Raw genomic sequence first — 20,029 nt, 5'->3', positions numbered from 1 at the left:
GTGATCAGTCCACCGTCACGTAGTCGGGGCCGGAGTAGCGGCCGGTGGCCAGCTTCTGGCGCTGCATGAGCAGGTCGTTCAGCAGCGAGGAGGCGCCGAAGCGGAACCAGTGGTTGTCGAGCCAGTCCTCGCCGGCGGTCTCGTTGACCAGGACGAGGAACTTGATCGCGTCCTTGGAGGTACGGATCCCGCCGGCCGGCTTCACACCGACCTGGATGCCGGTCTGGGCGCGGAAGTCCCGCACCGCTTCCAGCATAAGGAGGGTGTTCGCGGGAGTGGCGTTCACGGCGACCTTGCCGGTGGACGTCTTGATGAAGTCGGCGCCGCCCAGCATGCCGAGCCAGCTCGCCCGCCGGATGTTGTCGTACGTCGACAGCTCGCCGGTCTCGAAGATGACCTTGAGGCGGGCCGCCCCGCAGGCATCCTTCACGGCGACGATCTCGTCGTACACCTTCAGGTAGTTCCCGGCGAGGAACGCGCCCCGGTCGATGACCATGTCGATCTCGTCGGCACCGGCGGCGACGGCCTCACGGACGTCCGCCAGCTTCACCCCCAGGGGCGCGCGGCCCGCGGGGAAGGCGGTGGCGACGGAGGCGACCTTCACGGTCGACCCTGCGACGGCCTCCTTGGCGGTGGCCACCATGTCGGGATAGACGCAGACGGCGGCCGTCGGCGGGGCCGTGCGGTCGGTCGGGTCGGGACGGACCGCCTTGGCGCCCAGCGCCCGGACCTTGCCCGGGGTGTCCGCGCCTTCCAGCGTCGTCAGGTCGACCATCGAGATGGCGAGGTCGATGGCGTACGCCTTGGCGGTCGTCTTGATGGAACGGGTACCGAGGGACGCGGCCCGCCCCTCCAGGCCGACCGCGTCGACACCCGGCAGCCCGTGGAGGAAGCGGCGCAGCGTGCTGTCGGACGCGGTGACGTCCGTGAGTGCGTGAGCTGCGGCAGATGCATTGGTGGGCATGGTCACCAGACGAGCATATCTACGCGCGTAGCGGCTGTACACCCCAAGGGGGCGGATGACTGGAAAGTCCAGAGCCGTCACCCCCCAGGGGCGCGGGGAACTGCGCGACCGGCCCCACTCCACCCGCACGCGCGCACCGGACAAGTATCCCCACGGCGAAAGGGCGATCGGCCGAGCGCCGCAGGCATGCGGCACAATCGGCCCCATGACGTCCCCTGAGCACCCGTCCCCCACCCCGGACCCCACGTCGAAGGACCGGGTGTACCGCTCACCCATGGGCATCGTCGGCGGAGTCGCGCTGCTGGTCATCGTGGTCTGGCTCGGCGTCGACGCCCTGCTGCGCGGTGAGGGACGCACCCAGTGGCTGGCCCTCGCGGCGCTCATCCTGATCGTGCCGCTGGTGACGGCGTTCACGCTGCGTCCCGCCGTCCACGCCAACGGGGACCGGCTGCGCATCCGCAACCCGCTCCGGGTGATCGTGCTGCCCTGGGGGCAGGTCGCCGCGCTGCGCTCCAGTTACTCGAACGAGGTCGTCGCCAAGTCCGGCACCAAGTACCAGCTCTGGGCGGTCCCGGTCTCCCTGCGGGCCCGCAAGAAGGCGGCGCGGCGTTCGGCCCGCGCGGCCGCAGGCCGCGGCGACCGCGGCGGCCGTACGGGTGCGAGCGCGGGATTCGGCGGGCTCGGCTTCGGCGCGCCGCGCGGGGACGTCGACGCGGACGGCCCGATGCGTGCCGAGACCGACAAGGTCATGGACGACCTGCGGGAACTGCTGGAGCACGGGGAGCACGCGGAGTCGGCGCAGGGCGAGGTGACCGTGCGCTGGGCCTACGAGGTGGCGGGACCGGCTCTCGCGGGCGCCGTCCTGCTGGTGATCCTGCTGGCGATCGGCTGAGCGGAAGGCTGAACGCGGGCCTGCGCGCCCGCTGCACGGCCCGCCGCACCTCAGGGCGCCCGCGACCACACCAGCGTCATGTACGCGCCCCCGTACACCGAACCGGCCACCGCCACCGTGAGCGCCAGCGCCCGGTAGCGGCGGGAGGCACGGGACAGGTGCAGGGCGACCGGCAGCAGCAACGGGAAGGCGGGCAGGAGGAAGCGGGCGCGCGGGAAGTAGACCCCGCCGCTGCCCAGGACGATCGCCAGCAGCACCGCCGTGAACACCAGCAGCGCCGCCGGCTGCCGGTCCCACACCGCCAGCCCGAACAGCACCACGGATGCGATCAGCGTGCACGTCACCATCACCAGGAACAGCTCGGGCGTCGGGTCGCGCACCAGCAACTGCCGTATCACCCGCAGGGTTTCCCGGCCGCCGTCCCACTCGTTGTGCCACAGCCGCTGTACGGCGAAGTAGCCGTCCCAGCGGCCCACGCGCAGGCCCACCCAGCCGACGTATCCGCACCAGCCGAGCGGCGCGATCACCGCGGCCGCGGCGATCCGCGGGCGGAAGCGGCGGCGCAGGGCGAGCAGGGCCGCCACCGTGACCGCCGCGGCCACCGCGACGCCGGTGGGGCGGGTGACGCCGGCGAGCACGGCGAGCCAGGCGGCGGTGAGGAAGCGGCCGGTGAGCACGGCGTACAGCGACCAGGCCGCGAGCGCGGTGAACAGGGACTCCGTGTAGCCCATCCACTGCACCAGGCCGACCGGGAGCGCGGCCCACAGGGTGGTGAGGAGGACGCCGACCCTGCGGCCGTACAGACGGTCGCCGACCGCGAAGACGCCCCACGCGGCGGCCAGGGAGGCGAGGACCGCGAGGGCCGGCGCGGTGGTCGCGCGGCTGCCCGGGGTGAGTGCGGCGGCGGCCTTGATCAGGACCGGGTACAGGGGGAAGAAGGCGAGGTTGTTCGCGTTGTACGCGGTGCCCAGCTCGTCCGCGTAGCCGTGCTCGGCGATGCCGACGTACCAGTCGGTGTCCCAGGCCGTCACCGGCATCGGCCAGCCGGTGTGGTGCCGGCGGTGCGCCCAGACGGTGAGGAACAGCAGACCCGTGCCGCGTACGGCCAGATGGGCGAGCAGGGCGGGGGCCGCGTGGCGCAGGGCGCGCGCTGCTCGCGGGAGGCGGGAGCCCGGGTGGACGTGGTCGCCGGGCGGGGCGGTCGCTCGGGGGGTCGGCCGGGATGCGGTCGTGGACACGGCGCGGCTCCAGGCGGGTCGGCGGCGGACTGTCCCGTCCACCGTTGCCCGGGGGCCGGGGCGGGCCGTGGAGCGCGGGTCGACCGGCCTGGGGAAAACGCCCGAAAGGGTGCCTCCGCATGGGGGGCACCCTTTCGGGACGATCAGGAAGGCGGTGTACGGCGGTGTAAGGCGCTGTACAGCGGTGTACGGGTCAGATGCCCGCCGCCGTCGACAGGTCCCGCTTGATCGTCGCCAGCAGGCCGGCCGCCTCGGCCCGGGCCGCCGGGAGGCCGGCGTGCGTCGCCACCGGGACGACGACCTCCAGGTAGCACTTGAGCTTGGGCTCGGTGCCGCTGGGGCGGACGATGACGCGGGCGCCTTCGAGGGTGTAGCGCAGACCGTCGGTGGGCGGGAGCGTCTCGGTGCCCCGGGTGAGATCCTCGGCGCGGGTGATGGCCAGGCCGGCCAGCTCCGTCGGCGGCCGCTCGCGCAGCCGGCGCATGGCGTCCGCGATGACCGACAGGTCCTCGACGCGCACCGAGAGCTGGTCCGTGGCGTGCAGGCCGTGCTCCACGGCGAGGTCGTCGAGGAGGTCGAGGAGGGTGCGGCCCTCTTCCTTGAGGGCGGAGGCCAGCTCGGTGATCAGCAGGGCGGCCGTGATGCCGTCCTTGTCGCGTACGCCCTCGGGGTCGACGCAGTAGCCGAGGGCCTCCTCGTAGCCGTAGCGCAGGCCGTCGACGCGGGCGATCCACTTGAAGCCGGTGAGGGTCTCCTCGTAGGGGAGCCCCGCCTTTTCGGCGATACGGCCGAGGAGGGAGGAGGAGACGATCGACTCGGCGAACGTGCCGCGTGCTCCGCGGTTGACCAGGTGGGCGGCGAGCAGAGCCCCTACCTCGTCGCCGCGCAGCATGCGCCAGGTGTTGTTCTCCTTTACTGCCACTGCGCAGCGGTCGGCGTCGGGGTCGTTGGCGATGACGAGGTCCGGGTCCGTCTCGCGGGCCTTGGCGAAGGCCAGGTCCATCGCGCCGGGCTCCTCCGGGTTGGGGAACGCGACGGTGGGGAAGTCCGGGTCGGGGTCGGCCTGCTCGGCGACCAGGGCGGGGGCGGGGAAGCCGGCGCGCTCGAAGGCGGCGACGAGGACGTCCTTGCCGACGCCGTGCATTGCCGTGTAGACGGTGCGGGCGGTGCGGGGGGAGCCGGGCGCGAGGACCTCGTCGGTGCGGGCGAGGTAGGCGTGCAGGACGGCGTCGTCGAGGGTCTGCCAGCCGGAGTCCGGGCGGGGGACGTCGTTCAGGGACCGTACGGCGTCGATCTCGGCGGCGATGTCCGCGTCGGCGGGCGGGACGATCTGGGAGCCGTCGCCGAGGTAGACCTTGTAGCCGTTGTCGCGGGGCGGGTTGTGGCTGGCGGTGACCTCTACGCCGGCGGCCGCGCCGAGGTGCCTTATCGCGTACGCGAGGACCGGGGTGGGGAGGGGGCGGGGGAGTACGGCGGCGCGCAGGCCGGCGCCGGTCATGACGGCGGCCGTGTCGCGGGCGAAGTCCTCCGACTTGTGGCGGGCGTCGTAGCCGATGACCACGAGGCCGTCGGTGTGGCCCTGCTTCTTGAGGTACGCGGCGAGGCCGGCGGCGGCGCGGATGACGACCGTGCGGTTCATACGCAGGGGGCCGGCGCCGAGTTCGCCGCGCAGGCCGGCGGTGCCGAACTGGAGGGTGCCGCTGAAGCGGGCGGCGAGCTCGTCGACGTCCGCCGCGTCGATGAGGCCGGCGAGCTCGTTGCGGGTGTCCGGGTCCGGGTCCTCGGCGAGCCATGCCTTGGCCCGGGCGATGAGGTCGTCGTGCACGTCGGGTCAGCCTCTCGTTGTCGGTCGTGATGCCTGCGGCGGCCCGCTTGTCCGAGTGGGGGTGCGCGTAGCGCCTGCGGGCGGTGGGTGGGTCGGGGCCGTGCCGGGGGGTGTCCGTCCTCGGTCGGGCGGTTGCTCTTCTCAGGAGGGTGCCCTGTGTTGACGCCCGCCGCTGCGGGCGGACACCTCCCGGCACGTCCCCCTGCCGCCGTACGCGGCTGGGCTGCAACCCCCCGTCCTTCAGGGGCGCGGGGAACTGCGCGAACGGTCGTGACGGCCGCGGTCACGTCGTGACACAGGCCCACTGCAACCCCCTGCCTTTAGGGGCGCGGGGAACTGCGCGACCGGCCACGACGCTGCCGCAGCCGCCGGACCACCTGCCGAGGCGCCCCCGTAGGCGCGGCCTCTTCCTACAGGCGGCCGAGGACCTGCGCCAGCAGGGAACCCATCTGTGTCGCGCTGTCCCGGCCCGCCTGGAGGACCTCCTCGTGGTTGAGGGGCTCGCCCGTCATGCCCGCGGCCAGGTTGGTCACCAGGGAGATGCCCAGCACCTCCGCGCCCGCCTCGCGCGCGGCGATCGCTTCGAGGACCGTCGACATGCCCACCAGGTCCGCACCGATCACGCGGGCCATGCGGATCTCGGCCGGCGTCTCGTAGTGCGGGCCGGGGAACTGGGCGTAGACACCCTCCTCCAGCGTGGGGTCGATCTCCTTGCACAGGGCGCGCAGGCGGGGGGAGTAGAGGTCGGTGAGGTCGACGAAGTTGGCGCCGATGATGGGCGAGGTGGCCGTGAGGTTGATGTGGTCGCTGATCAGGACCGGCTGGCCGGGGCGCATGCCCTCGCGCAGGCCGCCGCAGCCGTTGGTGAGGACGATCGTCTTGCAGCCGGCCGCCACCGCGGTGCGGACACCGTGGGACACGGCGGCCACGCCGCGGCCCTCGTAGTAGTGGGTGCGGCCCAGGAAGACCAGGGCGCGCTTGTCGCCGATCCGGTACGAGCGGATCTTGCCGCCGTGCCCTTCCACCGCCGGCGGGGGGAACCCGGGCAGCTCGATGACCTGGAACTCGGCCTCGGGTGCGCCGAGGGCGTCCACGGCCGGAGCCCAGCCGGAGCCCATCACGAGGGCGACGTCGTGGGTCTCGGCGCCGGTGAGTTCGCGCAGGCGCGCGGCGGCGGCGTCGGCGGCGGCGTGCGGGTCGCCCTGGATGTCGTCCGGAAGAAGAGATGCGTTCACGCGACTGAGGGTAGCCGGTTTGGGCCTACGCGCGTAGATGACAGAGCTCACGGGATGGCGATCGTTGTCTTGTCGTTTCCAACGAAACCTGTGAGCGCGGGGACTGGAGGGATGGGTGGGGCTCACGAGCCTCAGCAGGGGCGCTTGCGCAGCTCCATCACATAGTCGTGGGGCGCCCCGGCCGACTCCGCGGCGTCCGCGATCTCGCCCAGGTAGCGGGCCGACGGCAGCCCGCCCTCGTAGGCGTTCAGGACGTACACCCAGGCCGGCTCCTCGCCCTCCAGCGTGTGCACCCGGACCCGGAGACGGCGGTATATGCCCAGCCCCACGCCCTCCCAGCGGTCCAGGGACTCCTCGTCCATCGGCGCGATGTCGTACAGCGCGACGAAGACCTGCTCCATGGGGTCCTCGACGAGCGTCGCCAGCGCGCCCTCCCAGCCCAGCTGCTCGCCCCCGAACGTCAGCCGCCATCCGTTCAGCCAGCCCGTGGCACGCAACGGCGAGTGCGGGGCGCGGCGGGTCATCAGCCGCGCGTCGAGATTGCCGGCGTACCCGGCGTAGAGCGACATGGAGTGAGGGTACGGCAGGTGCATCGTGTGGCTCTCCCGTAACGGTGGTGTCTCGGGCGGGGCCCCAGGCGGTACCACGGTGATGCGTGCGGGACAATGGAGTACGTGACTCGGATCGTGATCATCGGTGGCGGACCCGGCGGATACGAGGCGGCCCTGGTGGCCGCCCAGCTCGGCGCGGAGGTGACCGTCGTCGACTGCGACGGTCTGGGCGGGGCGTCGGTGCTCACCGACTGCGTGCCGTCGAAGACTCTCATCGCCACGGCCGAGGTGATGACCACCTTCGACTCCTCCTACGAGGAGCTGGGGATCATCGTCGCCGACGACACGCCGCACATCGACACACCCGCGCGCGTCGTGGGCGTCGATCTGGGCAAGGTCAACCGGCGTGTGAAGCGGCTCGCGCTCGCCCAGTCCCACGACATCACCGCCTCGGTCACGCGCGCGGGTGCCCGTGTGATGCGCGGGCGCGGCCGACTGGAGGGCATGCAGGGGCTCGACGGGTCCCGGAAGGTCGTCGTGCGGGCCGCCGACGGGAGCGAGGAGACACTCGTCGCGGACGCGGTTCTGATCGCCACCGGCGGTCATCCGCGTGAACTGCCCGACGCCCAGCCCGACGGCGAGCGGATCCTGAACTGGACCCAGGTCTACGACCTCAACGAGCTGCCCGAGGAGCTCATCGTGGTCGGCTCCGGTGTCACCGGTGCCGAGTTCGCCGGTGCCTACCAGGCGCTCGGTTCGCGGGTCACCCTGGTGTCCTCGCGCGACCGCGTGCTGCCCGGCGAGGACCCGGACGCCGCCGCCGTGCTGGAGGACGTCTTCCGGCGGCGCGGCATGAACGTCATGGCGCGGTCGCGCGCCGCCGCCGCCAAACGGGTCGGCGACCGGGTCGAGGTCACCCTCGCCGACGGGCGCGTCATCAGCGGCACCCACTGCCTCATGGCCGTCGGCGCCATCCCGAACAGCGAGGGCATGGGCCTGGAGGAGGCCGGCGTCAAGCTGCGCGACTCCGGGCACATCTGGACCGACAAGGTCTCGCGCACGACCGCGCCGGGCGTGTACGCCGCCGGCGACGTCACCGGAGTCTTCGCGCTCGCCTCGGTCGCGGCGATGCAGGGACGTATCGCCATGTATCACTTCCTCGGTGACGCAGTGGCCCCGCTGAACCTGAAGACCGTGTCGTCGAACGTCTTCACCGACCCCGAGATCGCCACCGTCGGCTACTCGCAGGCCGACGTGGACGCCGGCAAGATCGACGCCCGGGTCGTCAAGCTGCCGCTGCTGCGCAACCCGCGCGCGAAGATGCAGGGCATCCGGGACGGCTTCGTCAAGATCTTCTGCCGTCCGGGCACGGGCATCGTGGTCGGCGGTGTGGTCGTCTCGCCGCGCGCCTCGGAACTCATCCACCCGATCTCGATCGCGGTCGACAACAACCTGACGGTCGAACAGATCGCGAACGCCTTCACGGTGTACCCCTCCCTTTCGGGCTCGATCGCCGAAGTGGCGCGGCAGTTGCACACCCGCAAGTCCGGTGGTGAACTCTGACGGCCGGATGTGACTCCTCGCTGGTCACGGGGAGTTGTCGAGCATGCGTACGGCATAGGCGGCGCGACTAGGCCCTATACCACTTCTCGCCTCTGCGTACGAACAACTTCTGTTATTCGGCGCAAACTGCTGAAACCAGACGGTCGTTGGGGTTACTGTCAGTTTCGTGTTCGCTGCAGAACGTCGCCAATTGATCCTCGAAATGGTGCGAGCGAACGGGGCCGTGTCGCTCCGTGAGCTCGCCCGCGTCGTCCAGACCTCCGAAGTGACCGTACGGCGGGACGTGCGCGCACTGGAGGCAGAAGGACTCCTCGACCGCCGGCACGGCGGTGCGGTATTGCCGGGCGGGTTCACGCGGGAGTCCGGCTTTCCGCAGAAGTCACATCTCGCGACCGCCGAGAAGACGGCCATCGCCGACCTCGCCGCGAACTTCGTGGAGGAGGGCGAGGCGATCGTCGTCGGGGCCGGGACCACCACCCAGGAGCTGGCACGCCGCCTCGCGCGCGTGCCCGGACTGACCGTCGTCACGAACTCGCTGCTGGTGGCACAGGCCTTGGCCCATGCCAACCGGGTCGAGGTCGTCATGACCGGCGGCACGCTCCGCGGGTCGAACTACGCCCTGGTCGGCAGCGGTGCCGAGCAGTCGCTGCAAGGGCTCCGGGTGTCCCGGGCCTTCCTGTCCGGCAGCGGCCTGACCGCCGAGCGCGGGCTGTCCACGTCCAACATGCTCTCGGCGTCCGTCGACCGGGCCCTGGTGCAGGCGGCCGCGGAGGTCGTCGTCCTCGCCGACCACACCAAGCTCGGCACCGACACGATGTTCCAGACCGTGCCCACGGATGTCATCACGCGGCTGGTCACCGATGAGCCGCCCGCCCATGACGACCGCGCCCACACCGAGTTGCAGGCCCTTGCCGACCAGGGGGTGCAGATCGCTGTCGCCGGGGCGAGCGGAGCGTCGGGGGGTGACGAGGTCCCGGCGCGGCGTCAGCAGCGCGCGCTGCCGGGGCCACGGCGGGGGCCCTCCGCGGGTGGGCCGGGGTTGCGGCCCGCCGGCGCGGCGGTGCTCGGCGAGCAGGGGGCCGAGCGGGAGCGGGCGCGGGTCGCGGATCTGCGGCGGCGGTAGGTCGCCCATTCGCCGTAGGGCCTTGGAATGTGGGGCGCGTGCGGGTCCCTCGTGGCCGGTCGCGCCCACGCGGGGGAGCCGCATATCGGTTGAGCCCCGCGCCCCTAGGCAGGCTTCAGGCCTCGGAGTGTCAAGTGCAGCAACCTGTCCGCCAGCTCCGGGTCCCCCGGGGTCTCCTCCGCCGCCAGCGCGATCGCGTGGGTGAGCTGGAGCAGGTCGGTGATCGCCACGTCCGGGCGGACGGAGCCGGCCTCCTGGGCCCGTGACAGCAGCGCGCCGCCCGCCTGTCTGATGGGGTCGCTGCACCGGGCCAGGGCCGAGGTGCCGTCGTAGGAGACGGACATCAGGGAGCGGGCCAGGCCGCGGTACTCACCCGCGTGCGTGACCATCTCGCGCAGCCAGGTCACCAGGGCCGCGCACGGCTCCGGCGAGTGCAGGAGTTCCTGGGAGCGGTCCAGCAGGTCGCCGGCCGCCTCCTCGAAGACCGCGCTCAACAGGGCCTCGCGGGTCGGGAAATGACGGTAGAGAGTGCCGATGCCGACGCCCGCTCGGCGGGCCACGTCCTCCAGCGACGCGTCCGTGCCGTGCTCGGCGAAGGCGGAGCGGGCCTCGGTGAGCAGGCGCTCGTGATTGCGGCGGGCATCGGCGCGCATGGCACGGGGTGGGGCCGGCGGTGCCGTCGCGCTCCCGCTTCCCGCGGCCTCGCTCGAAGGCGCGCCCGTCATCGCTCTCACCTGCCCTCTCGCCCGCCGGTGTGCTTCCACGATGCCACCGAGCATAGAGCGAGGCGCCCGGCGGACTGTCTGCTCCAGTCCGCCGGGCGCCTCGGCCGCCGTATGCGTCAGTCCTTGATCTCGCAGATCGCGGCACCCGAGGTGAGGGAGGCGCCGACCTCGGCGGACAGGCCCTTGATGGTGCCGGACTTGTGCGCGTTCAGAGGCTGTTCCATCTTCATGGCCTCAAGGACGACGACCAGGTCGCCCTCCTTGACCTCCTGGCCCTCCTCGACCGCGACCTTGACGATGGTGCCCTGCATCGGGGAGGCGAGGGTGTCACCGGAGGCGACCGGGCCGGACTTCTTCGCGGCGCGGCGCTTGGGCTTGGCGCCGGCGGCGAGGCCGGTGCGGGCCAGGGTCATGCCGAGCGAGGCCGGCAGAGAGACCTCCAGGCGCTTGCCGCCGACCTCGACGACGACCGTCTCCCGGCCCGTCTCCTCCTCCGCGTCGGTGTCGGCGGGGGCGGCGAAGGGCTTGATGTCGTTGACGAACTCGGTCTCGATCCAGCGGGTGTGGACCGTGAATGGGTCGGCGGAGCCGGTCAGTTCCGGTGCGAACGCCGGGTCCTGGACGACCGCGCGGTGGAAGGGGATGGCGGTGGCCATTCCCTCGACCTGGAACTCCTCCAGCGCGCGGGAGGCACGCTGCAGCGCCTGCTCACGCGTGGCGCCGGTGACGATCAGCTTCGCGAGCAGCGAGTCCCAGGCGGGGCCGATGACGCTGCCGGACTCAACGCCCGCGTCCAGCCGGACGCCGGGGCCGGTCGGCGGGGCGAAGAGGGTGACGGTGCCGGGGGCGGGCAGGAAGTTGCGGCCCGGGTCCTCGCCGTTGATACGGAACTCGAAGGAGTGTCCGCGCAGCGGCGGGTCGTCGTAGCCGAGCGCCTCGCCGTCGGCGATGCGGAACATCTCCCGGACCAGGTCGATGCCGGCGACCTCCTCGGTGACCGGGTGCTCGACCTGCAGGCGGGTGTTGACCTCCAGGAAGGAGATCGTGCCGTCCGCGCCGACCAGGAACTCCACGGTGCCGGCGCCGACGTAGCCGGCCTCTTTCAGGATCGCCTTGGACGACGAGTACAGCTCCGCGACCTGCTCCTCGGACAGGAACGGCGCGGGGGCCTCCTCGACCAGCTTCTGGTGGCGGCGCTGGAGCGAGCAGTCACGGGTGGAGACCACGACGACGTTGCCGTGGCTGTCGGCCAGGCACTGGGTCTCGACGTGGCGGGGCTTGTCGAGGTAGCGCTCGACGAAGCACTCGCCCCGGCCGAACGCGGCCACCGCCTCGCGGACCGCGGACTCGTAGAGTTCGGGGACCTCTTCGAGGGTGCGGGCGACCTTCAGGCCGCGTCCGCCGCCGCCGAAGGCGGCCTTGATGGCGATGGGCAGGCCGTGCTGCTCCGCGAACGCGACGACCTCCTCCGCCCCGGAGACGGGGTCGGGCGTGCCGGCCACGAGCGGGGCGCCGGCGCGCTGGGCGATGTGCCGGGCGGCGACCTTGTCGCCGAGGTCGCGGATGGCCTGCGGGGGCGGGCCGATCCAGATCAGGCCGGCGTCCAGGACGGCCTGGGCGAAGTCGGCGTTCTCCGACAGGAAGCCGTAGCCGGGGTGGATCGCGTCCGCGCCGGACTCGCGTGCGGCCTTCAGGACCTTGTCGATGTCCAGGTAGCTGGTGGCCGGGGTGTCACCGCCCAGGGCGAACGCCTCATCCGCGGCGCGGACATGCAGAGCGTCGCGGTCCGGATCCGCGTAGACGGCCACGCTCGCGATCCCCGCGTCCCGGCAGGCCCGGGCCACGCGGACAGCGATTTCGCCACGGTTGGCGATGAGCACCTTGCGCACGATTGAGGCTCCCTCCTTGAAACAAGCCGAGTTTAGGGACTGCCGACACGACACTTCGACCCGTCCCCAGTGGTGAGCTTGCCCACACGGAGCGTGATTCCAGGCTCGCCCGACCCGCGAAATCCCTTGTCGCGCCACGGTACGCAGGTCTCTCCCGGAAAACCCTAGCTCTCCTCTGTGGTCAAGGTCTCTGTCATCACGTGCTGCGGGCCACTCGGTTTCTTTGTGGAATCCCTACGAATGGCCCAATGCATCTTTGCCATCTCCCGAACCCTTGTCCCCGGGTTTACCCGTTAGTAGCGTTCGCGATGTCTCGAACGTACTTTGGGTAACCGAACGGCTCGGAAGTGGGTGGGGACCGGTGGTGCGCAGGCCGGTGGCGTGGGTGGTGGCGGTCTTGCTCTTCGTCGAGGCGTTCGGCATCGCCGCGGTGAACTGGTTCCTGGGTGTCGTGGTGGACCGTCAGGACATGTCCCTGGCCGGGCTGGATCCTGACGTGATGTCGGTGTCCTCGAAGATCGGCGGGCTGGTCTTCGGCGGCTACTTCGCGCTGTGCGGCCTGGTCGCGCTGCTGGTCGCCCTGCGCGACCGCGCCCCGGCCGGCCTCGGGCGCATCCTGCTGATCAGCGCGGCCGTGGTGCACGGCCTGCTGGGCGCGTTCGCCTGGGGGCTGGTCGGCTGGACCGCCTTCGGTTACATGATCGTCGTGCTCGGCCTGATAGTGCTGCTGCTGATGACCTACGACGGCCAGGCCGCGCCCGATGCAGGCAAGGGCGGCGACGGCTCCCCGGCCGACGGCTCACCTGCCTCGGACTCCCCGGCGGACGGCTCGCCCGTCACCCCTCCGCCGGCGCCCACAACTCCGTGATGCCGATGCCCAGTTGGGCCAGCAGCCGCCGTACCAGCGGCAGGCTGATGCCGATCACGTTGCCGTGGTCGCCGTCGATGCCGTCGATGAACGGGGCCGAGCGGCCGTCCAGGGTGAAAGCCCCGGCGACGTAGAGGGGTTCGCCGGAGGCGACGTACGCGGCGATCTCCTCGTCGGTCGGCTCGCCGAAGCGGACGACGGTGGAGGCGGTGCCGGAGGTGTACCGGCCGCTGACCGTGTCGTAGACGCAGTGGCCGGTCTGGAGTGTGCCCGCGCGGCCGCGCATCGACTTCCAGCGGGCGGTGGCCTCCTCGGCGTCGGCCGGCTTGCCCAGGGCCTCGCCGTCCAGATCGAGGACCGAGTCGCAGCCGATCACGATCGCGCCCTTGACCTCGGGCCGCGCCGCCACGACGGAGGCCTTCGCCTCGGCCAGGGCCAGGGCCAGCTCGGCGGGGGTGGGCGCGCTCACGGCGTCCTCGTCGACGCCGCTCACGACGACCTCGGGGGTCAGCCCCGCCTGGCGCAGCAGATTGAGGCGCGCGGGGGACTGGGAGGCGAGGACGAGCCGGCGGCGGGGCTGATCAGTCATGCCGTCAGCGTATCGGCGGGCCCGGCCGGACTCATCTCAGTCCCAGCACGATCATCGTGAGCACCATGGCCAGCGCCATGAGAACGCCCAGCCGCCGCAACATCTCCTGCATGTCACGCAGTTCTTTGGGCGGCTCGTTCTCGGGGTCGGACCACAGCATGCCTTCCATCGTCGGTCGGGGATCAGGGCCGGCGCCTGAGTACGCATACTCAACTTCTCTCCAAACGGTGCTACGGTTTCATTAACTAAAGGGGCTTCGGTTCCGTTTGGGATTGCTGGAGGGTGTGTCATGTTCACTGCTGCCTGGTCCGCGTCGCCTCAGCGCCCCAGTGAGGGCTTCACGCCCAACTGGTCCCGCGAGGGCTTCTGGCGCCAGTCGCTGCGGCAGGTCGTCCGATTGTCGGCAGGCGGCGGCCGGGTGCGGGTGCGGCTCTCCAACGCGTACGGTGCCTCGCCGGTCCGGATCGCGGGCGCGAGCGTCGGGCGCGCGGGCGAAGGGGCGGCCGTGCGGCCGGGGTCGCTGACGCGGCTCACCTTCGGGGGCGCCGACGGGGTGGCGATACCCGCGCGGGGCGAGGTCGTCAGCGACGCCGCACGACTCGCCGTCGCCGCCGGGGAACCGGTGGCCGTCACGCTGTTCTTCGACGCCGCCACGGGCCCCGCGACCTTCCACGCGCAGGCCTTCACGGCCGGCCACCGGGGCGAGGGCGACCTGACGCGGGCGTCCGGCGGCGAGGGCTTCGACGCCGTGAGCGAGTCCTGGTACTTCCTGACGGCGGTGGAGACCGACGCCGGCCGCACGGACGCCGTCGCGCTCTTCGGCGACTCGATCACGGACGGGTTCGGTTCCACGGTGGGCGCCGACCGGCGCTGGTCGGACGCGCTCGCCGAGCGCACGGGGCGGCCCGTCCTCAACGCTGGCATCGGCGGGAACCTGCTGCTCAACGACTCGGCCTGGTACGGCGACGCGGGCGTGGGCCGATTGCGCCGCGATGTCCTCGGCCTGCCCGGAGTGGACACGCTGGTCGTTCTGCTCGGGCTGAACGACATCGGCTTCAGTGAGACGGACGAGCAGCCGACGTACAAGCCGGCACCGGTGGTGGAGGCGGCGGAGCTGATCGCCGGGCACCGGGAGTTGCTACGGCGGGGCAGGGCGGCCGGGCTGAGGGTGATCGGCGCGACTCTGCTGCCGTTCGAAGGCTCGGACCACTGGGGCGAGCACGCGGCCAAGGTGAGTCACGAGCTGAACGAGTGGATCCGGTGCTCGGGGGAGTACGACGCGGTGGTCGACCTGAACCGGGCGCTGGCCGATCCGGAGGACCCGGATCGGCTGCGACCGGCGTACGACTTCGGCGATCACCTGCACCCCGACGACGCGGGGTACGCGGTGATGGCCGACGTTCTGGCGAGCGCTCTCTAACCGGGCCAGTACGTGCGGGCCCATGTCGCCGGGCCCGGCTGCGGCAGCCGTTGGCGCGCGATGCGGGACGGGTCCGACCACCCGTCCCGCGGCTTGGGTGCGCCGGGCGGGACGGCTGCCTCCGCCGCGGCGCGGGCGCGGACCACCGCCAGTGCGGCGGCCAGCTCCTCCGCTGTCGGGTTGCCCCGTAGGACCTTGATGTTCATGGCGGCTCCCAGCGGGCCTAGAGGGGGATGTTGCCGTGCTTCTTCGGAGGCAGGGATTCCCGCTTGGTACGCAGCTGACGCAGACCGCGGACGACATGGCGGCGGGTTTCGGACGGCATGATCACCGCGTCGATGTAGCCGCGCTCGGCCGCGACGTAGGGGTTGAGGAGGGCGTCCTCGTACTCCTGGATCAGCCGTGCGCGCACCGCCTCCAGGTCCTCGCCGTTCGCCTCGGCCTCCGCGAGGGTGCGCCGGTGCAGGATGTTGACCGCGCCCTGGGCGCCCATGACGGCGATCTGGGCGGTGGGCCAGGCGAGGTTGATGTCGGCGCCCAGGTGCTTGGAGCCCATGACGTCGTAGGCGCCGCCGAAGGCCTTGCGCGTGATGATCGTGATCAGCGGGACCGTGGCCTCGGCGTAGGCGTAGATCAGCTTGGCGCCGCGACGGATGATGCCGGTGTGCTCCTGGTCGACACCCGGGAGGAAGCCGGGGACGTCGACGAAGGTGAGGACCGGGACGTTGAAGGCGTCGCAGGTACGCACGAAGCGCGCGGCCTTCTCGGACGCGTCGATGTCCAGACAGCCGGCGAACTGCATCGGCTGGTTGGCGACGATGCCGACGGGGCGGCCCTCGACCCGGCCGAAGCCGGTGATGATGTTCGGCGCGAACAGCGGCTGCGTCTCGAAGAACTCGGCGTCGTCCAGGACGTGCTCGATCACCGCGTGCATGTCGTACGGCTGGTTCGCGCTGTCCGGCACCATCGTGTCCAGCTCGCGGTCCTCGTCGGTGAGGGAGAGGTCCGCCTCCTCCTCGAACACCGGGGGCTCGGAGAGGTTGTTGGACGGCAGGTACGACAGCAGCTGCTTGACGTACTCGATGGCGTCCTTCTCGTCCCCGGCCATGTGGTGCGCCACACCGGAGGTCGAGTTGTGGGTGCGGGCGCCGCCCAGCTCCTCGAAGCCGACGTCCTCGCCGGTGACCGTCTTGATGACGTCCGGTCCTGTGATGAACATGTGCGAGGTCTGGTCGACCATGACCGTGAAGTCGGTGATGGCCGGGGAGTACACCGCGCCGCCCGCACAGGGGCCGACGACCAGGCTGATCTGCGGGATCACACCGCTCGCATGGGTGTTGCGGCGGAAGATCTCGCCGTAGGCGCCGAGCGAGGCCACGCCTTCCTGGATGCGTGCGCCGCCGGAGTCGTTGATGCCGATGACCGGGCAGCCGGTCTTCAGCGCGAAGTCCATCACCTTGACGATCTTCTGGCCGTAGACCTCGCCCAGCGCACCGCCGAAGACGGTGAAGTCCTGGGAGAAGACGGCGACCGGACGGCCGTCGACGGTGCCGTACCCGGTGACGACGCCGTCGCCGTAGGGGCGGTTCTTCTCCAGCCCGAAGTTGGTGGAGCGGTGCCGCGCGAACTCGTCGAGCTCGACGAAGGAGCCCTCGTCGAGGAGGAGCTCGACCCGCTCACGGGCCGTCAACTTGCCTTTGGCGTGCTGCTTTTCGACGGCGCGTGCGGAGCCGGCGTGCGTCGCTTCCTCGATACGGCGCTGGAGATCCGCGAGCTTGCCCGCGGTGGTGTGGATGTCGATCCCAGAGGACTCTTGGATCTCGTGACGCTCTTCCGGCTCGGACATCGGGATGTGGCTCCCTGCCTGCTCAAAAGGGGGGACGGTTACTCATCCGTAGAGTAGTGGGGTGCCTACCAATCGGCAGTGCGGCGTTTACCACACCTAGGGTGGCTTGCATGACGCCGCGAGATGCATCAGACGACAGCCGTTGGTCGGATCTGGAACGGCCACCGCTCAACAGCGCCGCGCTGCGGCGCGGGCTCGTCCGGGAGGGCGGCCTGTGGCGCCGGGTGGAGGTGGTGGAGCGCACCGGCTCCACCAACACCGACCTGGTGGACCTGGCGACCTCCGGCAAGGCGGAGGAGGGCACCGTCCTGGTCGCCGAGGAGCAGACGGCCGGCCGGGGACGCCTGGACCGCGACTGGACGGCCCCGCCCCGCTCCGGGCTGTTCTTCTCCGTCCTGCTGAACCCCTACGAGGTGCCGGTGACCCGGTGGGGATGGCTGCCGCTGCTCACCGGGGTCGCCGTCGCGACGGGGCTGTCCCGGGCGGCCGGCGTCGACACGGCACTCAAGTGGCCGAACGACGTGCTGGTGACCGTCGGCGGCGAGGAACGCAAGACCGGCGGCATCCTCGCCGAGCGCGCCGGGGAGGCCGGCGTGGTCATCGGCGTCGGCATCAACGTCACCCTGCGCGCGGACGAGCTCCCGGTGCCGCAGGCGGCCTCCCTCGCGCTGGCCGGGGCGGCCGGCACGGACCGGGACCCGCTGCTGCGGGCGATGCTGCGGTCCCTGGAGGAGTGGTACGGGCGTTGGCGGGCCGCGGTGGGGGACCCGTTGGTCAGTGAGCTCCAGGAGACGTATGCGGCGGGGTGCGCGACGCTGGGGAAGATGGTGCGGGCCGAGCTGCCGGGCGATCGGGCGATCACCGGGGAGGCGGTCGCGATCGACGGTGACGGACGGCTCGTGCTGGCGACGGAGGAGGGCGTGCAGGAGCCGGTGGGGGCCGGAGACATCGTGCACCTGCGTCCGGCGTGAGGAGTGGCCCCGCACAGGGCACCTCACCAGCGGTAGTACGGCATTGTCGGCTTTCCCATACGGAGTGAGCTGGCGCACACCTGCCGTAAAGTGAAGGGCCGGTCGAAGACCGACCGCGGCAGATCGGAAGGGCAGCTAGGCGTGACCGTCGACGACACGGGCTCCGGCGCGGGCGCGGACGGCCGGGTGGACCCCCACGCCGCCGACCCCGGCGAGGATCCGCTCGCCCTGCGCCTGGAACAGCTCATCCTCGGCGCGGAGCGGCGCTACACCCCGTTTCAGGCGGCTCGCAGCGCCGGGGTGTCCATGGAGCTGGCGTCCCGCTTCTGGCGGGCCATGGGCTTCGCCGACATCGGGCAGGCCAAGGCGCTGACCGAGGCCGACGTGCTGGCGCTGCGGCGCCTGGCCGGTCTCGTCGAGGCGGGCCTGCTCAGCGAGGCCATGGCGGTGCAGGTGGCACGCTCCACCGGGCAGACCACCGCCCGGCTGGCGGAGTGGCAGATCGACTCGTTCCTGGAGGGCCTGACCGAGCCGCCGGAACCGGGGATGACGCGCACCGAGGTGACGTACCCGATCATCGAGCTGCTCCTGCCCGAGCTGGAGGAGTTCCTCGTCTACGTCTGGCGCCGCCAGCTCGCCGCCTCGGCGGGCCGGGTCATCCAGGCCGCCGACGACGAGGAGATGGTCGACCGGCGGCTCGCCGTGGGCTTCGCCGACCTGGTCGGCTTCACCCGGCTGACCCGGCGCATGGAGGAGGAGGAACTCGGCGAGCTCGTCGAGGCCTTCGAGACCACGGCGGCCGACCTGGTGGCCGCGCGCGGCGGACGGCTGATCAAGACCCTCGGCGACGAGGTGCTGTACGCGGCCGACGACGCCGGGGTCGCCGCGGAGATCGCGTTGCGCCTCATCGAGACGATGGCGGGCGACGAGACGATGCCCGAGCTGCGGGTCGGCATCGCGTTCGGCACGGTGACCACTCGTATGGGCGATGTGTTCGGTACGACCGTGAACCTCGCCTCCCGGCTGACGTCGATAGCTCCGCGGGACGCCGTCCTCGTCGACAGCGCGTTCGCGGAGGAGCTCATCCGAACGGGTGAAGCGCCGGCGTCCGAGGCGGAGGCGGCCGAGGCCGCGGCGACCGCCGAGAAGGAGGGCGAGGAGCCCCCGGTGTACCGCTTCGCACTCCAGCCGATGTGGCAGCGGCCGGTCCGAGGACTGGGTGTGGTGGAGCCGTGGTTGCTGACGCGGAGGGCCGCCGCGGACGGGGAGTGAGCGTCGGAGGATGAGCGCCGGGGGGTGGGGTTGTTTTTGGCTGCGGGTTCGTCGTGGCTGCTCGCGCAGTTCCCCGCGCCCCTGGGGCGTTGCAGTGGGCGGCGTTGTCCGGGCAGCGCTTCAGTCACTGAGGGGCAGTGGGTCCACGCACAGGCCGATGATCGGGATGCAGACGGAATTGTCGTCGGGCCGGGGCTGCTGAGTGGGGGTCGGGCTCGTCGGTGGCCCGCCCGGTGTCTCGGGTGCGGGTGCGGTCGCGCGGGGTGTCGTCGCCGTTGGTTCGGGGGTCGGCGTGCCCGGTCCGGCGGCCGGCGGCGTGGGGGCCGGGGCGCCACCAGGGCCGTGCGGTGCGGTGGTGGTCCGAGCCGGGGTCGGTACGGCGATCGAGTCCGTCGTCGGTGCCGTGCCCAGGCCGCCCATCGCCGAGGTCGCCGAGGGGGTCGCCTTCGGGGCGTTCGGCGTGAGGGTGGCTGCGGCGTTCGTCGAGCGGTCCCGTTCGGCGTCCGTGCCGGGGGCCGGGGCCGGCCCCGACTCGGTCGCGCCGAGGCCGCTGACACCGGAGTCGGGTGACATGCGTACGAGGCTCAGAGCACCGGCGGCCAGCGCGAGGCCACCCGCCGCGAGGAGGACCTTGCGGGGGCGGGGACGACGATGCCGGCCTCGGGAGCCGAAGAGACGGGTGGCGGCGGGGTTGTCCGGCGGGGCCTCCGCAGTGGTCACCTTCGCTTCCGGGCGTGTCTTCGTAGCCGCCCTTGCAGTCGGCTCCTGCACCGCCTCCTCAGACGCGTCCCCGGCCGGCTTCGCAGCGGGTTCCGCCCCCGACGCCCCTTTCGCGTCCCGTTCCGGCTCCGCCGTCCTCGGTTCTCGTGCCGTCACAGTCATCACGCCCTCCCCATGCCTCCCCATGCGCTCGCGCCCCCAATGCGCCGTGGCGTCGCGCACGTTATGCGGTGCGATGGGCGGTCGGGCGAGGGTTGGGCGGGATGTCACTCGAACGGGGTGTCGGACCTGGACAAGGGAACCGGTCATGGTGGCCCTTTCCCCGGCGGGGTCCGGCT

General features: G+C 71.8%; 19 protein-coding genes. 7 read left to right on the top strand and 12 right to left on the bottom strand.

Annotated elements, in window-relative coordinates; genetic code table 11:
• Positions 1 to 4: 4 nt before the first annotated feature.
• Complete coding sequence (gene deoC, locus ACFPQ9_RS15470) at positions 5 to 964, bottom strand: deoxyribose-phosphate aldolase (protein ID WP_380853908.1); 960 nt, start codon at positions 962 to 964, stop codon at positions 5 to 7.
• Between the two features lie 205 nt (positions 965 to 1,169).
• Here deoC and ACFPQ9_RS15465 point away from each other — a divergent pair, with 205 nt between their 5' ends.
• Positions 1,170 to 1,856: a PH domain-containing protein gene (locus ACFPQ9_RS15465; protein ID WP_380853008.1), complete on the top strand. Its 687-nt coding sequence runs from the start codon at positions 1,170 to 1,172 to the stop codon at positions 1,854 to 1,856.
• Positions 1,857 to 1,906: 50 nt separating this feature from the next.
• Here ACFPQ9_RS15465 and ACFPQ9_RS15460 read toward each other — a convergent pair whose 3' ends face one another.
• The 4 genes from ACFPQ9_RS15460 to ACFPQ9_RS15445 all read right to left on the bottom strand — a co-directional run bounded on the left by ACFPQ9_RS15460 (position 1,907) and on the right by ACFPQ9_RS15445 (position 6,723).
• A complete protein-coding gene (locus ACFPQ9_RS15460) occupies positions 1,907 to 3,094 on the bottom strand; it encodes a hypothetical protein (RefSeq protein WP_380853006.1) in 1,188 nt (395 codons plus the stop codon).
• Positions 3,095 to 3,287: 193 nt separating this feature from the next.
• On the bottom strand, positions 3,288 to 4,919 hold the full coding sequence (locus tag ACFPQ9_RS15455) for a phospho-sugar mutase (protein ID WP_380853004.1): 1,632 nt from the start codon (positions 4,917 to 4,919) through the stop codon (positions 3,288 to 3,290).
• A gap of 410 nt (positions 4,920 to 5,329) precedes the next feature.
• Complete coding sequence (locus ACFPQ9_RS15450; RefSeq protein ID WP_380853002.1) at positions 5,330 to 6,154, bottom strand: purine-nucleoside phosphorylase; 825 nt, start codon at positions 6,152 to 6,154, stop codon at positions 5,330 to 5,332.
• Positions 6,155 to 6,285: 131 nt separating this feature from the next.
• A complete protein-coding gene (locus ACFPQ9_RS15445) occupies positions 6,286 to 6,723 on the bottom strand; it encodes a gamma-glutamylcyclotransferase family protein (protein WP_380853000.1) in 438 nt (145 codons plus the stop codon).
• A 96-nt stretch (positions 6,724 to 6,819) separates the two neighbouring features.
• On the opposite strand from ACFPQ9_RS15445, the gene ACFPQ9_RS15440 reads away from it, so the two are divergent.
• A complete protein-coding gene (locus ACFPQ9_RS15440; RefSeq protein ID WP_380852998.1) occupies positions 6,820 to 8,268 on the top strand; it encodes an NAD(P)H-quinone dehydrogenase in 1,449 nt (482 codons plus the stop codon).
• 166 nt (positions 8,269 to 8,434) lie between these two features.
• Positions 8,435 to 9,391 carry a DeoR/GlpR family DNA-binding transcription regulator gene (locus ACFPQ9_RS15435; protein WP_380852996.1) on the top strand — a complete coding sequence of 319 codons (957 nt, stop codon included), beginning with the start codon at positions 8,435 to 8,437 and terminating at the stop codon, positions 9,389 to 9,391.
• 104 nt (positions 9,392 to 9,495) lie between these two features.
• On the opposite strand, the gene ACFPQ9_RS15430 is transcribed toward ACFPQ9_RS15435, so the two are convergent.
• Together ACFPQ9_RS15430 and ACFPQ9_RS15425 are read right to left on the bottom strand one after the other, a co-directional pair.
• Positions 9,496 to 10,044, bottom strand: a complete 549-nt coding sequence (locus ACFPQ9_RS15430; RefSeq protein WP_380852994.1) for a TetR/AcrR family transcriptional regulator — start codon at positions 10,042 to 10,044, stop codon at positions 9,496 to 9,498.
• A 188-nt stretch (positions 10,045 to 10,232) separates the two neighbouring features.
• A complete protein-coding gene (locus ACFPQ9_RS15425; protein WP_380852992.1) occupies positions 10,233 to 12,005 on the bottom strand; it encodes an acetyl/propionyl/methylcrotonyl-CoA carboxylase subunit alpha in 1,773 nt (590 codons plus the stop codon).
• A 361-nt stretch (positions 12,006 to 12,366) separates the two neighbouring features.
• On the opposite strand from ACFPQ9_RS15425, the gene ACFPQ9_RS15420 reads away from it, so the two are divergent.
• Positions 12,367 to 12,873 carry a hypothetical protein gene (locus ACFPQ9_RS15420; protein WP_380852990.1) on the top strand — a complete coding sequence of 169 codons (507 nt, stop codon included), beginning with the start codon at positions 12,367 to 12,369 and terminating at the stop codon, positions 12,871 to 12,873.
• Here ACFPQ9_RS15420 and ACFPQ9_RS15415 read toward each other — a convergent pair.
• Together ACFPQ9_RS15415 and mmpB are read right to left on the bottom strand one after the other, a co-directional pair.
• Positions 12,842 to 13,462, bottom strand: a complete 621-nt coding sequence (locus ACFPQ9_RS15415) for a Maf family protein (protein WP_380852988.1) — start codon at positions 13,460 to 13,462, stop codon at positions 12,842 to 12,844. The genes ACFPQ9_RS15420 and ACFPQ9_RS15415 overlap by 32 nt on opposite strands.
• Before the next feature lie 31 nt (positions 13,463 to 13,493).
• A complete protein-coding gene (gene mmpB, locus ACFPQ9_RS15410) occupies positions 13,494 to 13,622 on the bottom strand; it encodes a morphogenic membrane protein MmpB (RefSeq protein ID WP_093747104.1) in 129 nt (42 codons plus the stop codon).
• Positions 13,623 to 13,751: 129 nt separating this feature from the next.
• Here mmpB and ACFPQ9_RS15405 point away from each other — a divergent pair, with 129 nt between their 5' ends.
• Positions 13,752 to 14,882: an SGNH/GDSL hydrolase family protein gene (locus ACFPQ9_RS15405; protein ID WP_380852986.1), complete on the top strand. Its 1,131-nt coding sequence runs from the start codon at positions 13,752 to 13,754 to the stop codon at positions 14,880 to 14,882.
• Here the strand turns inward: ACFPQ9_RS15405 and ACFPQ9_RS15400 are convergent.
• Positions 14,879 to 15,088, bottom strand: a complete 210-nt coding sequence (locus tag ACFPQ9_RS15400; protein ID WP_380852984.1) for an acyl-CoA carboxylase epsilon subunit — start codon at positions 15,086 to 15,088, stop codon at positions 14,879 to 14,881. The two genes, ACFPQ9_RS15405 and ACFPQ9_RS15400, sit on opposite strands and share 4 nt — an antisense overlap.
• A 17-nt stretch (positions 15,089 to 15,105) precedes the next feature.
• Entirely contained in the window at positions 15,106 to 16,728 is a 1,623-nt protein-coding gene (locus ACFPQ9_RS15395; RefSeq protein WP_380852982.1) for an acyl-CoA carboxylase subunit beta, read from the bottom strand.
• Between the two features lie 110 nt (positions 16,729 to 16,838).
• On the opposite strand from ACFPQ9_RS15395, the gene ACFPQ9_RS15390 reads away from it, so the two are divergent.
• Positions 16,839 to 17,699: a biotin--[acetyl-CoA-carboxylase] ligase gene (locus tag ACFPQ9_RS15390; protein ID WP_380852980.1), complete on the top strand. Its 861-nt coding sequence runs from the start codon at positions 16,839 to 16,841 to the stop codon at positions 17,697 to 17,699.
• A 141-nt stretch (positions 17,700 to 17,840) separates the two neighbouring features.
• Positions 17,841 to 18,971: an adenylate/guanylate cyclase domain-containing protein gene (locus ACFPQ9_RS15385; RefSeq protein ID WP_380852978.1), complete on the top strand. Its 1,131-nt coding sequence runs from the start codon at positions 17,841 to 17,843 to the stop codon at positions 18,969 to 18,971.
• A gap of 120 nt (positions 18,972 to 19,091) precedes the next feature.
• Here ACFPQ9_RS15385 and ACFPQ9_RS15380 read toward each other — a convergent pair whose 3' ends face one another.
• Positions 19,092 to 19,691, bottom strand: coding sequence for a hypothetical protein (locus ACFPQ9_RS15380; RefSeq protein ID WP_380852976.1), 600 nt, complete (start codon positions 19,689 to 19,691; stop codon positions 19,092 to 19,094).
• Positions 19,692 to 20,029 lie beyond the last annotated feature (338 nt).

The sequence above is a fragment of the Streptomyces coerulescens genome (assembly GCF_042657965.1).
In the GTDB taxonomy this organism is placed as follows: Bacteria; Actinomycetota; Actinomycetes; order Streptomycetales; family Streptomycetaceae; genus Streptomyces; species Streptomyces coerulescens.
Note: the sequence above shows the minus strand (reverse complement) of the source record. Positions and strands in the feature narration are given on the sequence as shown.

What these genes read in the sequence shown, in the direction of transcription:
- deoC (WP_380853908.1), bottom strand. Translation starts at nt 964, where the DNA reads ATGCCCACCAATGCATCTGCCGCAGCTCACGCACTCACGGACGTCACC.
- ACFPQ9_RS15465 (WP_380853008.1), top strand. Translation starts at nt 1,170, where the DNA reads ATGACGTCCCCTGAGCACCCGTCCCCCACCCCGGACCCCACGTCGAAG.
- ACFPQ9_RS15445 (WP_380853000.1), bottom strand. Translation starts at nt 6,723, where the DNA reads ATGTCGCTCTACGCCGGGTACGCCGGCAATCTCGACGCGCGGCTGATG.
- ACFPQ9_RS15440 (WP_380852998.1), top strand. Translation starts at nt 6,820, where the DNA reads ATGGAGTACGTGACTCGGATCGTGATCATCGGTGGCGGACCCGGCGGA.
- ACFPQ9_RS15430 (WP_380852994.1), bottom strand. Translation starts at nt 10,044, where the DNA reads ATGCGCGCCGATGCCCGCCGCAATCACGAGCGCCTGCTCACCGAGGCC.
- ACFPQ9_RS15415 (WP_380852988.1), bottom strand. Translation starts at nt 13,462, where the DNA reads ATGACTGATCAGCCCCGCCGCCGGCTCGTCCTCGCCTCCCAGTCCCCC.
- mmpB (WP_093747104.1), bottom strand. Translation starts at nt 13,622, where the DNA reads ATGCTGTGGTCCGACCCCGAGAACGAGCCGCCCAAAGAACTGCGTGAC.
- ACFPQ9_RS15405 (WP_380852986.1), top strand. Translation starts at nt 13,752, where the DNA reads ATGTTCACTGCTGCCTGGTCCGCGTCGCCTCAGCGCCCCAGTGAGGGC.
- ACFPQ9_RS15400 (WP_380852984.1), bottom strand. Translation starts at nt 15,088, where the DNA reads ATGAACATCAAGGTCCTACGGGGCAACCCGACAGCGGAGGAGCTGGCC.
- ACFPQ9_RS15395 (WP_380852982.1), bottom strand. Translation starts at nt 16,728, where the DNA reads ATGTCCGAGCCGGAAGAGCGTCACGAGATCCAAGAGTCCTCTGGGATC.
- ACFPQ9_RS15390 (WP_380852980.1), top strand. Translation starts at nt 16,839, where the DNA reads ATGACGCCGCGAGATGCATCAGACGACAGCCGTTGGTCGGATCTGGAA.